This is a genomic window from Shivajiella indica (genome assembly GCF_042683085.1).
In the GTDB taxonomy this organism is placed as follows: domain Bacteria; phylum Bacteroidota; class Bacteroidia; order Cytophagales; family Cyclobacteriaceae; genus Shivajiella; species Shivajiella indica.
Map to the genome: position 1 here is coordinate 599,133 of NZ_JBHUIV010000016.1, position 15,456 is coordinate 614,588.

Annotated in this window: 11 protein-coding genes; 6 read left to right on the top strand and 5 right to left on the bottom strand. The window is 39.5% G+C overall.

The window, feature by feature from the left end; all coding sequences use genetic code 11:
- Window positions 1–146: 146 nt before the first annotated feature.
- On the top strand, window positions 147–1,379 hold the full coding sequence (locus ACFSKV_RS12095; RefSeq protein ID WP_380802978.1) for a TlpA disulfide reductase family protein: 1,233 nt from the start codon (window positions 147–149) through the stop codon (window positions 1,377–1,379).
- A gap of 29 nt (window positions 1,380–1,408) precedes the next feature.
- On the opposite strand, the gene ACFSKV_RS12100 is transcribed toward ACFSKV_RS12095, so the two are convergent.
- Complete coding sequence (locus tag ACFSKV_RS12100; protein WP_380802981.1) at window positions 1,409–2,383, bottom strand: polyprenyl synthetase family protein; 975 nt, start codon at window positions 2,381–2,383, stop codon at window positions 1,409–1,411.
- A gap of 178 nt (window positions 2,384–2,561) precedes the next feature.
- On the opposite strand from ACFSKV_RS12100, the gene ACFSKV_RS12105 reads away from it, so the two are divergent.
- The 5 genes from ACFSKV_RS12105 to ACFSKV_RS12125 all read left to right on the top strand — a co-directional run bounded on the left by ACFSKV_RS12105 (window position 2,562) and on the right by ACFSKV_RS12125 (window position 9,716).
- Window positions 2,562–4,259 (top strand): 1-acyl-sn-glycerol-3-phosphate acyltransferase, encoded by a 1,698-nt coding sequence (locus ACFSKV_RS12105; RefSeq protein WP_380802984.1) that lies wholly within the window; start codon window positions 2,562–2,564, stop codon window positions 4,257–4,259.
- Window positions 4,237–5,295 (top strand): NAD(P)H-dependent glycerol-3-phosphate dehydrogenase, encoded by a 1,059-nt coding sequence (locus ACFSKV_RS12110; RefSeq protein WP_380802986.1) that lies wholly within the window; start codon window positions 4,237–4,239, stop codon window positions 5,293–5,295. The genes ACFSKV_RS12105 and ACFSKV_RS12110 overlap by 23 nt, the downstream gene beginning before the upstream one ends.
- A gap of 141 nt (window positions 5,296–5,436) precedes the next feature.
- Window positions 5,437–6,708: an APC family permease gene (locus ACFSKV_RS12115; protein ID WP_380802988.1), complete on the top strand. Its 1,272-nt coding sequence runs from the start codon at window positions 5,437–5,439 to the stop codon at window positions 6,706–6,708.
- An 81-nt stretch (window positions 6,709–6,789) separates the two neighbouring features.
- On the top strand, window positions 6,790–7,470 hold the full coding sequence (locus ACFSKV_RS12120) for a hypothetical protein (protein ID WP_380802990.1): 681 nt from the start codon (window positions 6,790–6,792) through the stop codon (window positions 7,468–7,470).
- A 116-nt stretch (window positions 7,471–7,586) separates the two neighbouring features.
- Entirely contained in the window at window positions 7,587–9,716 is a 2,130-nt protein-coding gene (locus tag ACFSKV_RS12125; RefSeq protein ID WP_380802993.1) for an outer membrane protein assembly factor BamB family protein, read from the top strand.
- A 1,232-nt stretch (window positions 9,717–10,948) separates the two neighbouring features.
- On the opposite strand, the gene ACFSKV_RS12130 is transcribed toward ACFSKV_RS12125, so the two are convergent.
- The 4 genes from ACFSKV_RS12130 to ACFSKV_RS12145 all read right to left on the bottom strand — a co-directional run bounded on the left by ACFSKV_RS12130 (window position 10,949) and on the right by ACFSKV_RS12145 (window position 15,453).
- The gene (locus ACFSKV_RS12130) at window positions 10,949–11,926 is read right to left on the bottom strand and encodes a YpdA family putative bacillithiol disulfide reductase (RefSeq protein ID WP_380802995.1); all 978 of its coding nucleotides are present in this window, start codon (window positions 11,924–11,926) and stop codon (window positions 10,949–10,951) included.
- A gap of 15 nt (window positions 11,927–11,941) precedes the next feature.
- Complete coding sequence (locus ACFSKV_RS12135; protein WP_380802997.1) at window positions 11,942–12,727, bottom strand: NRDE family protein; 786 nt, start codon at window positions 12,725–12,727, stop codon at window positions 11,942–11,944.
- A 169-nt stretch (window positions 12,728–12,896) separates the two neighbouring features.
- Window positions 12,897–14,360 (bottom strand): IPT/TIG domain-containing protein, encoded by a 1,464-nt coding sequence (locus ACFSKV_RS12140; protein ID WP_380802999.1) that lies wholly within the window; start codon window positions 14,358–14,360, stop codon window positions 12,897–12,899.
- Between the two features lie 13 nt (window positions 14,361–14,373).
- Window positions 14,374–15,453 (bottom strand): DUF4249 domain-containing protein, encoded by a 1,080-nt coding sequence (locus ACFSKV_RS12145; RefSeq protein ID WP_380803002.1) that lies wholly within the window; start codon window positions 15,451–15,453, stop codon window positions 14,374–14,376.
- Between the last annotated feature and the right edge of the window lie 3 nt (window positions 15,454–15,456).

The window sequence follows — 15,456 nt, forward strand, 5'->3', positions numbered from 1 at the left end:
TAACGAATTCATTTAAACTTTAAAAATCTCTCTCGAAAGTAATTTTTAAACTGAATTCCAACCGCTGATGAACTATTTACTAAATAATTTAATTTACCCTATAATATTTATAGGAAAATTAAAATTGACCAGTATTCAACATGTTTATGAAACAGAAAAAAGGGCCTTTACTCATACCAATTCTTTGTTTTTTCATTTTTATTTCCTGCAACGACAAAAAAAATGAAATTCTGCTAGAGGGAGATTGGCATGCAGAATTGAACATTGAGCCAGGGATCGTGCCTTTTAGTTTTGGATTGAAAAAAAATGGGGAAAAATGGGGATCTGAAATTTACAATGCGGATGAGGTGCTCTCTTATGATGAAGTGGATCAATTCGGGGATTCCTTAATTATCCATATGGGGATTTTTGATTCGGATATCAAAGCTGCAGTGCAAAAAGATGGAAGCTTAAAAGGATACTTCATCAAAAATCACCTTGAAGGATACCGTATTCCTTTTACGGCTACCAAAGGTTTAAAAGACCGCTTTTCTACTTCTACCAGTCCGATTGCGGATTTTTCGGGTAAGTGGAAAACCGAATTTGAAAAATCTAATGGGGAGAAATATGATGCCATAGGGATATTCAAACAAGAAGGAGACCATATAACAGGAACTTTTCTAACCAGTTTAGGGGATTACCGCTATCTGGAGGGTAATGTAGACGGAGACACCTTTTATTTAAGCGCTTTTGATGGAAGCCATGTTTATTTTTTTTCGGGTAAAAATTTGCCTGATGGTTCTATACATGGAACATTTAGAAGTGGCCCAAAATATAGAGAGTCTTTTTTTGCAGTCAGGGATGAAGCATTTGAACTTCCAGATGCCAATTCTTTGAATTACCTAAAAGATGGCTATGAAAGACTAAGTTTTTCATTTCCCGACTTGAACAAAAATATGGTTTCTTTAGAGGATGAAAAATTTAAGGACAAAGTAGTATTGGTCCAATTATTTGGGACCTGGTGTCCCAACTGTATGGATGAAACCAAATACCTGGCAGAATGGTACCGAAAGAATAAAAACCGGGAAATTGAAATCATTGCACTGGCATTTGAATATAAAGCGGACTTCGACTATGCAAGTGCTAGGGTAAGGAAAACCAAGGAAAGAATGAATGCGGAATATATCTTTCTAGTGGCAGGTGAAAGCAATAAAGAAAAAGCATCAGAAGCCTTACCAGCTTTAAATCAAGTGATAGCTTTCCCTACACTCATTTATATCGGCAGGGATGGAAAGGTCAAAAATATTCATACCGGATTTTCTGGACCCGGTACAGGTGCTTATTATGAAAGATGGGTAGAAGAGCATGAAAATTTGGTAAACCGACTTTTGGAGGAATAAGTTAGGGGGAATAAAAATCCCTTACTTTCTTATTTTTTCCTTTCAATGGTATACCTGACCAAACCTTCCAGGGAATCTTTGTATTCAGATTCAGGGAATTGCTGAAGTAGATCCAAAGCCTCTTCCAGGTACTGATTCATCACCTTTGTGGCATAACCTAATCCTCCGGATTGTTTGACAAAAGAAATTACTTCATTTACCGCTTTTTTGTCCTCATTCTTATTACGGATTAGATAGATAATTTTCCTTTTATCCAACCAGGATGCATTATTTAGGGCATAAATCAAAGGGAGGGTCATTTTTTTCTCTTTGATGTCTATCCCCAAGGGCTTTCCAATTTCATCTTCCCCATAATCAAAAAGGTCATCTTTGATCTGAAAGGCCATTCCTACCTTTTCCCCAAAATCCCTCATTTTCTCGATCAACTCAGGCCCTGCCCCTGAGGTTGCCGCTCCGACTGCACAACAGGAAGCAATTAGACTGGCTGTTTTTTGACGGATAATGGTATAGTAAACCTCTTCTGTAATATCAAGTTTTCTTGCTTTTGCAATTTGTAAAAGTTCGCCTTCTGACATTTCCCTTACAGCATTGGAAACAATCTTTAAAAGATCAAAATCACCATTGTCCACACTCAACAAAAGTCCTCTGGACAAGAGATAATCTCCGACCAAGACTGCAATTTTATTTTTCCATAAGGCATTGACTGAAAAAAAACCCCTTCGGTAATTGGCATCATCAACTACATCGTCATGGACCAAAGTAGCCGTATGAAGCAATTCAATCAGAGCAGCCCCTCTATAGGAAGCTTCTGTAATGCCCCCGCTAACCCCTGCTGTAAGAAAGACGAACATGGGACGCATTTGCTTCCCTTTTCGACGAACAATATAGTTTGTAATATGATCGAGAAGCTTGACCTTACTTTTCATAAAGTCCCGGAATTTCTTTTCAAATTCCTCCATTTCCAAAGCAATGGGATCTTGTATTTGTTTGAGGTCAGCCTTCATAAAACTATTCGGATACAATAATACAATGGATTCACACTTGGACAAAACCTATCTATCAAATATTACCTATTCAAACTCCCAAACCATCCGAAACGTTTTTGATTTTTGTATTAATTTGAAATAATAAAGCTCCATCCTGATTTTTATTATCTTTGTTGCAACCCATAACTGAACTCACTTGGCTGAAGGATATATCAAACACAATTATGAACCCATTCTCCCACAAAAGGATGAATGGCCTGTGGTAAAACTGAGTAAGAACAGGAAAGAATTTGTAAAAACCGTTGCTGAAAACAGCAAGAAATCTATCCTAGAAATCACAGGAAACAATCTTGATTTGTTGAAAGAAGAGTTGGAAACAACCCTATACAGGGAAAAATTAAGAATTAAACAGAATCCATGGGCAGTAGACCCTGATGATGAAAAAGATTTCTGGAGAAAGGTCAGGTCCACCCTGGTACAGACCAGTACAGACAATTCCCTAACCAAAACCCAAAAAAAGAAGAAATACCTCGAAATATTGGACGATATCACCAGAAGATATGCAGAAGAAATCGCCAGTAACTTTGTCCATACCCATTATAAGGTAACTAGAAGAATTGTCACTTTTGGTTTTGCAAGACTTTTGAACGCAGCAAGGGTAAAAGGAATCAAATCTATTTTTAGCAATCAATACACCCTGCAGGACAAAATCCAGATTGTTGGAGAAACAGACCAGATCCGTGAATTAGCCTCAAAGGGCACCATTGTGATGGTTCCCACCCATTTCTCCAATTTAGACAGTATCCTGATCGGATGGATTATTTCGGTCTTGGGACTTCCTCCATTTATTTATGGTGCAGGCCTAAACTTGTTCAATATAGGGATCTTTGCCTATTTCATGAATGCCCTTGGTGCCTATAAGGTAGATCGGAGGAAGAAAAACCTGCCTTATTTAGAAACACTGAAAACTTATTCATCAGAAGCGATACAATTCGGTGTCCACAGTCTGTTTTTTCCTGGAGGAACGCGCTCCAGAAGTGGTATGATCGAGAAAAAACTAAAACTAGGACTATTGAGTACAGCAGTAGAAGCCCAAAGAGCAAACTATCAAAAAGGTATTAAAGATGTTAATGGAAAAGTTTTTATTGTTCCCGTAACGATTAATTACCACTTTGTATTGGAAGCTCCCAGTTTGATACAGGAACATCTTTCAATAACCGGACAAGAGAGGTATTACAAAGAGAGGGATGAATTTTCCACATCTTATAAGATTTTCAAATTCTTAATTAAATTCTTTACCAAGGGTTCAGACATTTCAGTGTCTATAGGGAAAGCGATGGATGTTTTGGGCAATTATGTAGACAATTCTGGTAATAGCTTTGATCGACATGGTAGGAAAATTGACACCAGGGATTATTTTATTTCCAATGGACAGGTCACCGTAGATGGACAAAGGGAGGAAGAATATACTTATCACCTAGGAAAGAGGATTGTTGAGGAATTCCATATAAATAACAGGGTATTCAGTTCCCATTTGGTAGCTTTTACCGCTTTCCAGATGATCAAACAGGAAAATAAAAAACTGGATTTATATAGCCTTCTCCGTTTACCGGAAGAAGATATTTTCCTGGTATATGTTGAATTCAGGGAGGCTTGTCAGATGGTGTTGAATAAAATTTTTGAACTGGAGGAGTTGGGTAGGGTTCAGATAGCACCTCACCTAAAACAGGATATAGATGCCATCATCAATCATGGTTTGGAAAATGTCGGTATGTACCATGCCAAACGTCCTTTGATAAAAAACAGAAATGGGAATATAGAAACCCAGGATCTGACCTTATTATATTACTACCACAATAGATTAGACGGATATGACCTCGAAAAACTCTTCTAAAGAAAAGTCAGTTGGGGTAGTCGGAATGGGGAGTTTCGGTACTGCCATTGCCAATATTTTAGCTGAAAAAAGCAAAGTTATCGCTTTTGCAAGACGTTCTGAAATGGTAGATGAAATCAACAATCATCACCAAGTGGATGGACTTCCTGTACATGAAAATATTGTCGGGACACAGGATCCTGAAATGCTTTGCAGTTCCTGTGACACAATTTTTTTTATGATACCTTCCAGTGCATTTCAAGAAGTAATCCGGACATTTTCTCCCTATTTATACCCCTATCATCTGGTTATCCATGGCACCAAAGGTCTTTGCCTGAACCTACCGGAAGGGAAAAGCCTTTCCGATATGAAAAAAATCAGCAGAGAACATATCCTTACCATGAGTGAGGTTATCCTTAAAGAGACTGTCGCGATCCGGGTTGGATGTCTGGCCGGGCCGAATTTAGCAAGGGAATTATATCTTGGTCAACCGGCTGCCACAGTAGTTGCCAGCAAATACAATGAAGTCATTTTAGAAGGACAACGATTACTTAGAAACGATAAATTCCAGGTATACGGCAATTCTGATATTGTAGGGGTAGAACTCAGTGGGGTGTTGAAAAACATTATTGCCATAGCTGCAGGAGCATTAGCAGGTTTGGGGTTAGGAGAAAATGCGAAAGGATTATTAGTCTCAAGAGGGATGGTAGAACTGGTCTATTTAGGCAATGCCATGGGTGGTAGCGTTAAGTCATTTATTGGGTTAGCGGGAATAGGAGACTTGGTAACCACCTGTAATTCTACCCTATCCAGAAACTACACAGTGGGGTATAGGTTGGCTAAAGGGGAAAAATTACCGGAAATCCTGGAAAGTATGGAAGAGGTTGCAGAAGGCATCAATACAGTTAGATTGATCAAATCCTTTGTTGAAGGCAGCGGGATGAGGGCTCCAATTACAGAAAATTTATTTAAGGTATTGTTTGAGGATCTCAAAATCGAAGAGGCATTACAGTACTTGATGAAATATCCTTTCAGTGTCGATGTGGACTTTTTATAATTGATACAAAGTGACAACAGGACAATCAACTAGTTTATAAAAAGCCAAAATTTTACAGTTGGCATAAATTACCCTTTGGAATTTGAATTGTTTGGATATCTTGAGCAATTATTCCTTGCATAAATCCTGAATAATTCATCTATGCTCAAACGTGGCATCCAGAAATGGGATCTGGTCTTTTTAATTATAAACTCAGTCATCGGCGCTGGAATCTTTGCACTTCCTGCAAAGGTTTTTGCCCTTTCAGGCGTTTATTCAATATTTTCCTTTCTGGTCTGTGCTCTGGTCATGATGGTGCTGATTCTGGTTTTTGCGGAAGTAAGTTCAAGATTTGAGCAAACTGGCGGGCCTTACCTTTATGTATTGAAAGCTTTTGGATCTGTTCCCGCTTTTGTTATTGGATGGTTGCTCATGCTGACCCGTCTTTTCAGCTATGCCACCTTGATCAACCTCATGGTGCTTTATCTCTCTTTCTTTTCAGAGACATTCAACCAGCCGGAAGTAAGGATTGGAATAATCCTATTGATTACTGCATTGATCACTTTCATCAATTGGATTGGAGTTAAAAATACCGCCCGAATCAGCAATATTCTAACTGTAGCCAAGCTTTTCCCTTTGGCAGTTTTTATTGTAGTAGGGCTTTTTTTCATAGATTTCGATTTGGTAGAACCTGGTCCCATTCCAACTTGGACAGATTTTTCAGCCTCAACCCTTTTGCTGATTTTTGCTTTTGGGGGATTCGAAGCCGGATTGGTCAACAGCGGAGAAATCGTAAACCCGAAAAAAAATCTACCCTTTGGCCTGATCACAGCAGCGGCTATCATAGCGGGGTTTTATATCATGATCCAAATAGTTTCCATTGGAACCCTTCCAAGTTTGGCCACCTCTGATAAACCCCTTGCTGATGCAGCTACAGGTTTTATGGGTTGGTATGGCGGTATGTTCATCACCGTTGGAGCAGTCATTTCAATCATGGGTACTTTAAATGTTCAGATATTAAGCGGGTCCAGGCTTTCTTTTGCCCTAAGCCTTGAAGATCAACTACCCAAAATTTTTGGAAAAATTCATCCCAGATTTGCCACACCTTTTGTTTCCATTGCTTTTTTTGCTTCTCTGGTAGCTTTTGTTGCTATTGTTTGGGGATTTATGAGTTCTCTGGCTGTTTCGGTCATTTCCAGATTGATCCTTTACGGCATGGTTTCCGCAGCTTTGATTAAACTCAGAAAAACCCAACCTGAAGGAAATCATTTTAAAGTCCCCTTTGGAAATTATTTGGCCATAGGGGGTATTGCAGCCACAATTTGGTTGCTTTCAGGAAGTAAAATGGAAGAGGTATGGGATACAGTACTTTGGACCGGATTGGGATTGGTCATTTTTGGTATTCATTCCATTGTCAAAAATATTTCAAAATAAAAAGGAATTATTCATATTGACTGCAGTTGAATTGATTAAAGAGTTGTTATTTTTGATTTACAACAATGAATGTACTGTCCCATGAAAAAACTTCTTACAAGCCTTTTTATCATCTCTATTGTATGTTCTTCCACTTTTGCACAAAGCAAATCAGTAACATTTGAGGACAAACCTTATTTTACATCAGGTGGCGAATGGATTTTCTCCACAGGAACCCTTCCAAACAACAATAATGTACTAAGGTTTTCTCCCGTTATAAACTTACAGACACTCCTCAACTTTGACCAAAGCGAGTCTTTTGGTTGGTTTACAGGTCTCAATATTCGCAACGTTGGTTTCATTTTTGATGAATCTTCTTCTGTCAGAAAAAAGGTGAGAAATTACAATCTGGGTATTCCTGTTGGCATTAAGCTAGGCCATATGGATGACAGGTTTTTCTTTGCAGGCTACGAGCTCGAGATTGCTATGAATTATAGAGAGCGGACATTTGTTGATGAAATCAGGACTGAAAAATTCAATGTCTGGTTCTCTGATAGGGTCAATACCTTACAGCATGCCCTCTTCATAGGCTATACATTGCCTAAAGGCACAAGTATCAAAGCTAAATATTACCTGAATTCCTTTTTCAACCAAAGCTTTACTGCTTCAGATGGTAATGGAGGTACTGTGCAGCCATATGCGGGTTTAGATGCTAATATTTTCTACATTTCTTTGAATTTTTCTTTGTTTAAAAGATGGGAATTAGTGGCTTGGGAAGATTAAAATTGACAGGATTTGAAGCTTTGCGCCTAAGTTAAATTCCTTTAGGAAGTTTGGAAATTGAATTTAATTACCTCACTAATACTTATTATCTTGAATGAAAAATTGATTTCGCAGCCATGAGAACCCATCAACTCATTTCTTTCATTAACATTATTTTGATTTTATTTTCCTGCTCTCCTGAAGAAGGTTCAAAATTCCTTGACTACTCCAAATGGGAACATTATGGAGGTACCAAAGACGGGGCAAGGTATTCATCTCTTGCCCAGATCAACAAGGAAAATGTCAAGAACCTCGAGGTTGCTTGGACTTTCCATACCAACGATGCTACGGAAAGAAGTCAAATACAGACTCAACCTATCATGGTGAACGGGATTTTTTATGGAGTAAGTCCTCAAATCAATGTTTTTGCCTTACAGGCACATACCGGGAAACCCATTTGGAGGTTCAATCCATTTCAATTATTGGGAGGGGAAAATTCCTGGGCAGGAGTAAACAGAGGTCTTGCTTATTGGGAAGAGGGAGAAGACAAACGCATATTTTTCAGTGCTTCCAATTACTTGATTGCACTGGATGCAACTAGTGGAAGGCCTATTGAATCCTTCGGTGAAAATGGAATGATAGACCTTAAAAAAGAGTTGGATACAGATGTGGAAGATTTCCTGTTGGTCAGCAATACCCCTGGGGTCATCTATAAGGATAAAATTATCATGGGGATGCGCCTCTCTGAAGGATTGGATGCTGTACCCGGGCATATCCGTGCCTATAATGTAAAAACTGGAAAAAGAGAGTGGATTTTCCACACCATACCCCATGAAGGTGAATTTGGTTATGAAACCTGGGAAGCTGAACACATTAAAAACATAGGTGCAGCCAATAACTGGGCAGGTATGAGTTTGGATGAGGAACGTGGAATTGTTTATGTCCCAACAGGTTCTGCCTCCTATGATTTTTGGGGAGGGTACAGACATGGCGCAAACCTCTTTGCCAATTCTCTCATTGCACTGGATGCCAACACAGGGGAAAGGATCTGGCATTTCCAGGCAGTGCACCACGATATTTGGGACCGGGATTTCCCTGCCAACCCCAACCTGATCAGGATAAAAAAAGATGGTAAATGGATTGATGCTGTAGCACAGACAAGCAAACAAGGGTATGTTTATGTATTCAATAGGGTGACAGGAGAACCCATTTGGCCTATCGAAGAGCGTCCTGTACCCCAATCCAACCTTCCTGGTGAAAAAAGTTGGCCTACCCAACCCCACCCCACATTGCCAGAGCCATTTATGCGGATGGTATATACAGAGAATGAAATTCTAAAAATTACTCCGGAATGGGAAGCAGATATCCGATCAAAACTCGAAAATGTAAAATACGGAGACATGTGGCTTCCGCCTAGCCATGAACATGGAATTGTCCTTTTTCCGGGAATGGATGGTGGCGCAGAATGGGGTGGCTCATCCTTTGATCCATATACTCAGACTTCATATGTCAATGCCAATGAAATGCCATGGGTTATTAAAATGGGGGCCAATCCAAAATCCCTGAGTTTGGGACAAAGTGTTTATGCCAACTATTGCGCCAATTGTCATGGAATGGACCGAAAAGGCAATCCACCTGCATTTCCAACGCTTCTAGGACTTGAGAAAAAGTTTAATGAAACGAGCTTGGACAATCTCATCAAAAACGGAAAGGGGGCCATGCCTGCTTTCTCTCATATCGCTGAAAATGAACGAAAAGCCATGATCGCCTACTTATTCGGGGAAGAAAAAGAAGATCCGGGAGCCAAAAAAGAAATGGAAGGAGGTACCCAAAGGTTGACCCCTCAATTCTATATGCAGGGCTATTCCAGACTACTTACCGAAGATGGTTATCCCGGAATACAGCCTCCTTGGGGTACGCTTACTGCCATAGATATGAATACCGGAAAGATCAGATGGCAATCTGTTTTGGGAGAATTTGATGAGCTAACTGCCAAAGGTTTCGAACCTACAGGTACTGAAAATTACGGTGGCCCGGTAACTACAGCAGGTGGGTTGGTTTTCATCGCAGCTACAAAAGATGAAAAAATCAGAGCATTTGACAAAGATACAGGAAAGGTGATTTGGGAAGCCAAATTACCTGCGGCGGGCCATGCCACCCCGGCAGTTTATGAAGCAAATGGAAAACAGTTTGTAGTCATTGCCTGCGGTGGGGGAAAAGGAACCAAATCAGGGGATGCTTATGTGGCTTTTGCTTTACCGGATTAAACACAGAGTAATCCGAACCACAAAAGTGACAAAAGGAACACAAAAGGGATGGGGTCTAAACGGTTATCTTCAAAATTTGAACCTGACAATTGGCAAATTTTTGTTGGCTTTGTTTCCTTTTGTAGTTCGAAAAAAATCATCAACCTGCATATAAATTGGGGTTCACCAGACTATTGCAATGATAACAACACTTCGACAGTTTCTGAAGTGTAATATCGGTTCAGTAAATTCCGAACCACAAAAGTGACAAAAGGAACACAAAAGGGATGGGTCTAAACGGTCATTTTCAAAATTTGAACCTGACAATTGGCAATCTTTTGTGAACTTTGTTTCCTTTTGTGGTTCGTAAAAAAATCATCAACCTGCATATAAATTGGGGGTCACCTGACTATTGCAATGATAACAACACTTTGACAGTTTCTGAAGTGTAATATCGGTTCAGTAAATTCCGAACCACAAAAGTGACAAAAGGAACACAAAAGGGATGGGGTCTAAACGGTTATCTTCAAAATTTGAACCTGACAATTGGCAAACTTTTGTTGGCTTTGTTTCCTTTTGTGGTTCGAAAAAAATCATCCCTTTCAAAAAAAATTAGTTTCAAAAGTCAATTGCTTCGATAACAACAGTTTTAAAGTATCTCTAGTGTAATATTGGTTCAGTAATTTCCGAACCACGAAAGTTACAAAAGGAACACAAAAAAGGATGGGGTCTAAACCGTTATCTTCAAAATTTGAACCTGACAAAAGGCAAACTTTTGTAAACTTTGTTTCCTTTTGTGGTTCGTAAAAAAATCATCAACCTTCATATAAATTGGGGTTCACCAGACTATTGCAATGATAACAACATTTTGACAGTTTCTGAAGTATAATATTGGTTCAGTAATTCCGAACCACAAAAGTGACAAAAGGAACACAAAAGGGATGGGGTCTAAACCGTCATTTTCAAAATTTAAACCTGCTAAAAGGCAAACTTTTGTTGACTTTGTTTCCTTTTGTGGTTCGAAAAAAATCATCCCTTTCAAAAAAAAATAGTTTCAAAAGTCAATTGCTTCGATAACAACAGTTTTAAAGTATCTCTAGTGTAATATTGGTTCAGTAATTTCCGAACCACAAAAGTGACAAAAGGATCACAAAAGGGATGAGTTTAAACCGTTATCTTCAAAATTTAAAACTGACAAAAGGCAAACTTTTGTAAACTTTGTTTCCTTTTGTGGTTCGAAAAAATCTCCGTTGTTAAAGAGGTTTTGAAAGTATATGCTTAACAATCTGCTCGGCATGTACGATGGAGTTTTCAATAAAAAATTCACGGGTATTCAAACCTCCACAGACTACACCTGCCAAATATACTCCAGGTACATTGGATTCCTGATTGGTCTGGTCATAGCAAGGCTGCCTTTTATCATCCAGACTCAGCTCAACCCCAAGCTGATCAAGTAAAGCAAAATTGGGCACATAGCCTGTCATGGCTAAAACGAAATCATTTTCCACGCTTACTTCCCCGTCAGGTGTTCTAATTACCACCTCCTTGTCTTTGATTTCCTTTAGCATAGAATGAGTAAATGCCTTGATGCTTCCTTCTTTAATGCGGTTCTCAATATCCGGTTTGACCCAATATTTGACATTGGGATCCACCCCATCATCCTTCAACACCATAGTCACTTCAGCGCCCTTTCTCCAGGTTTCCAAAGCTACATCTACTGCAGAATTCCCTCCACCGACCACAATTATTTTTTGCCCGATATAAGGCCATGGCTCTTTATAATAATGGGTTACTTTTGGTAAATCTTCCCCTGGAACATGCATCAGATTAGGCAGATCATAAAATCCAGTAGCCAAAATGATATTTTTGGCATGGTAGGTGTTTTTGGAAGTAACTATTTCAAAAATACCTTCCATTTTGGTCAGTGATTTCACCTCTTCATATAAATTGACCTTCAGCTTCCAGGTTTTGGCGACCCTTCTGTAGTATTCCAAAGCTTCGGTACGGGTAGGTTTGTGGGCAATGGACATAAAAGGAATCCCGCCCATTTCCAATTTCTCAGAAGTTGAAAAGAAAGTCATATTGAGGGGATAGTTAAAAAGGGAATTGGTCAAAACACCCTTTTCCACGATCACATAATTGAGGCCTGCTTTTTCGCATTCAATACCACAGGCCAGACCAATGGGACCTCCACCTACTATAAAAACATCTAAAACATCCAAATTACCCATGTTTTTAAAACAGGATTAAAAGTCATGTTGTTCCACCAATTGATGGATTCTAAAGCTGAACTTTGTGTCTTGAAAGGTTTGCGCAACCTGATCAAACTTCCTTTCCATCATCTCTACTTCCCCATTGTGCTTCCATAATAAAACCGTGGAATTGACGGTTCCATAATAATTTCCAACATTGATAAACTGTGCAGAAAGCAGCTTTTCCTGTTCAGGTGTGGCCCCGGTATCCGGTAAAATCTCTTGGGGATCGGTTTCCTTGGAATGTTGGCCTTGCATCAACTTTTCAGGTTCAAAAATACCGGTTTCTATATAATGGACTAAGCTGTTTTTTGCTTTGAGCAATTTAGGCCATGGGGTTTCCAGAACAGCATTACTTAGGCCAAAAATACCTTTTACCAATTCTTTGATTCCATCTATTTTATTGGACAGGTAATAGAGGCTTTCCTGATTACCAACCAAAAGGTTAAAACCTTCATACTCGAACTTTTCCTTCTCAATTTCCTGAAGGTAACCTAAAGGATCCATATCTCCTTCCAAATAGTTTTTCACCAAATCCCCCCTTGATTTTGCAAATTCTTTTTTCGATTTGAGATCTCTGAAATTGGTAATAGCTGCAAACCGACCGCTTGGGTGCATGCCCAACCAGGTACCTCCCGCACGTAAATCCTTTCCCCCATAAAAACCTGATGGCCATTCCTGCAAAGGTTCTGACGGCCTTTCAAAGAATTCGTCCCGGTTGGCAACCAGGATCAATTTATAATCAGGGTGATTGTTCCAATTGAAAGCTAATAAACACATGGGTGCAATTTAAGAAAAAGAACGAATACATTCGGAATCAAAATAAGGAACTTGTTTGCAATATTTTAAAAGCGTTATCCTAATAATAGAATTAATAACGATTCCATTCAGAAGGAGAATCAACCTGCAAAAACCAACATCTTTAAATTTCTTACCTTCTTCATTTTCTTCAAAGACCATCTGGGTCAAATTCCCAAAATTGCATATTCGACTCAAATTCAGGAGTTCTGAGAAAATAAATTTTTCCACCTTTTTGAAAAATGCCGGCATTGGTGGCGCGCGTATTGCCTGGAAACATTGTCTTCCTGGTCCACACCAAATCCCTCATATCCAGTTCCCAAAATTCCTTGGCATTGTTATACAGACCAATGTAAACCTTGTCACCTATTACGATACTTGTACCTCCTGTATCCGAAAAGTCATCTATAAAAGGGGAAGGGTATTCTGAAATGATGCGGGTTTGGGCAGTGAAAAGATCATATTCCCTAAGAACCTTATCCAAATCAATCCAATATAATTTATCATCATGCACAAAATAGACCATTCGGGTATCCACATTGAAAGGAAGGTTGGGTCTAATCTGCCATTGCATGGTTTCCGGATTATACCTGTACACCACAGACCCTACTCCAAGGGTACCTCCTGCTATATAAAACTGCCCCTGAGCCATAAATCCAAAACTACTGGCAAACTCAAAAGGTGAACTGGGAATACCCATAAAATTGTTCCCGTCAAAATACCAATAATTATCATTGTAGATTTTAGGTGAGAGATTGACATCCTGAAAACCTCCTCCAAAAAACCCTGTTCGGGAATTAGCCGAACGGCGATGGGGGCTGAAAGGGAAAGCTTCTTTTTTCCAAAGACCTTCAGAAGGGATATATTCCCATAAAAAATTGGATTCCGTTCTGTTGATATTCATTCCTAGCCCTATAAAAAACCTATCCTCTTGCTGGAAGAAAATATTATCCACTAACCTAAATTCACCTAAATTGGATTCCAAAAGCGTATATTTTCCGGTTACATAATTGAAGGGGAAATCCAGGGAAAGTTCACTGCCCCTGGTAATAACCTTTATTGGGACCTGAACTTCATTATTAAATGGGGGAACCCTGACCCTCAAACGAAACCCAAATTCAAACTGCACAATTTCAGCTTTTTGATCGCCAAAAAACACTTCTACATCATCTGCAAAATTTCTACCTGTAATGGTAACAATCTCACCCTGAAACTGGGTCCTTGGCTGAAAATCATCCAAAACTGCCCCCAAAGTCTCAAAGGTTAACGTATTTCCAAACAAAATTTCCCCGTCCCTGACCACAAATGCTTTCGCAAAATATGTCACTCCCAAATTCAAGCCGCTGATTTCCCCGGCAAACCTTCCCGGCCTATCTGTCTGACCCATGGAATGAATGATGGGCTGATTGAAACTTTCATTATTTGAAATATAAAACCCATGGTCCTGCATGGGAATATTTTGAAAGGCAATAATTCTGCCCATCACGATAACCCTTTCTCCACTGACATTAACAATTTCTTCAGTCAAAATATTGAAACTTCCAGATCTTTCCTCCTCACAGGAAAAAACCAAAAGGTTGAGGGCAAGAATGATATGGAGGTAGATTTTTTTCATCCTGTACTATTATTTATGGGTTCCAATCTATTGGTGCAGTGGTTGTTTTTCCCCTAAAGGAAGCCCTACAGTCTGTTGGTATCAATGTCTGGGGCCTTAAAACAAACTCCAGATCTTCACCATCTATATACAACCTGATGGGTATTTCATCTGCAGCGATAAAATGCCCCAAAACCTCTTCCTGTGTATCCTGTAAGCTGAGGAAGTTTCCTCTGATATTCGCAGGTGGAGGATCAAAGACAGTACCTGAAACACTCAATTGCTGACCGACCAATTTGAGGTAGCGATGAGCTGAAGGGGAAACGGAAAGATGTTGCATATCCAGGCGATATATCCCCTTAAAGCGTAAACCATCATCTTCAATATAGGCAATTTCTCTTCTCTTATAATTTCCATTGAAATCAATATCATCAGTAGTAATCACACGGGTAGGCTTAGGAACTTCCTGTCCATAACATATTCGACAACATTCCAAAGGATTGGGACAACGTGGACAGGTGGGATGATTAGGGCCGTTGTGATTAAGTTCAGGTTCCCCGATTACCTGAAAATCCGACATCAAAAGATTCCAAAAATAAAAATTCTGCTCATCCCCCGGATCCTGAAAATGAGCCAAAACCTGTACCCCAATTTCATCATTCAATCGCTCAAGGCTGGGTTTACGAACAGACTGAAATGTCACGGAATCAAGGGCAGGAACCGGCACCACCGTTTCAGGTAAGGATATATACCGTTGTCCTTCCCGAAGTTCTACTTCCAGGTTGTAGGTTCTCCCAATTTCCGCTCTGAAATCAACAGAGGTACGATAAATACCAGAACCCTCCTCTTCTAGGATTTCTACCCTTCCCAAGTCATCTTTGATAAGAACTTTAGCCAAGGCAACACCCCTGTTTAATCCTACAAATTCAGGTCCGAATTTATCTGCCCTTGAAACCCTAACCCGGTGTGCTTTGGGAACAGTTGTAATGAAGCCTTCAATATTGATAATACCATCAGGTTCCGCAGCTTTGAAAGCATATGGATCAATGCAATTTGTCAATAACCCAAAGATTATTAATAACAGCAATGAAGATATTTTCTTTTTTCTTTTCATTGG

Excerpts from the sequence above, each read along its gene's own strand:
- ACFSKV_RS12095 (WP_380802978.1), top strand. The coding sequence starts at position 147 with ATGAAACAGAAAAAAGGGCCTTTACTCATACCAATTCTTTGTTTTTTC.
- ACFSKV_RS12100 (WP_380802981.1), bottom strand. The coding sequence starts at position 2,383 with ATGAAGGCTGACCTCAAACAAATACAAGATCCCATTGCTTTGGAAATG.
- ACFSKV_RS12110 (WP_380802986.1), top strand. The coding sequence starts at position 4,237 with ATGACCTCGAAAAACTCTTCTAAAGAAAAGTCAGTTGGGGTAGTCGGA.
- ACFSKV_RS12145 (WP_380803002.1), bottom strand. The coding sequence starts at position 15,453 with ATGAAAAGAAAAAAGAAAATATCTTCATTGCTGTTATTAATAATCTTT.
- ACFSKV_RS12140 (WP_380802999.1), bottom strand. The coding sequence starts at position 14,360 with ATGAAAAAAATCTACCTCCATATCATTCTTGCCCTCAACCTTTTGGTT.
- ACFSKV_RS12120 (WP_380802990.1), top strand. The coding sequence starts at position 6,790 with ATGAAAAAACTTCTTACAAGCCTTTTTATCATCTCTATTGTATGTTCT.
- ACFSKV_RS12135 (WP_380802997.1), bottom strand. The coding sequence starts at position 12,727 with ATGTGTTTATTAGCTTTCAATTGGAACAATCACCCTGATTATAAATTG.
- ACFSKV_RS12115 (WP_380802988.1), top strand. The coding sequence starts at position 5,437 with ATGCTCAAACGTGGCATCCAGAAATGGGATCTGGTCTTTTTAATTATA.
- ACFSKV_RS12125 (WP_380802993.1), top strand. The coding sequence starts at position 7,587 with ATGAGAACCCATCAACTCATTTCTTTCATTAACATTATTTTGATTTTA.
- ACFSKV_RS12130 (WP_380802995.1), bottom strand. The coding sequence starts at position 11,926 with ATGGGTAATTTGGATGTTTTAGATGTTTTTATAGTAGGTGGAGGTCCC.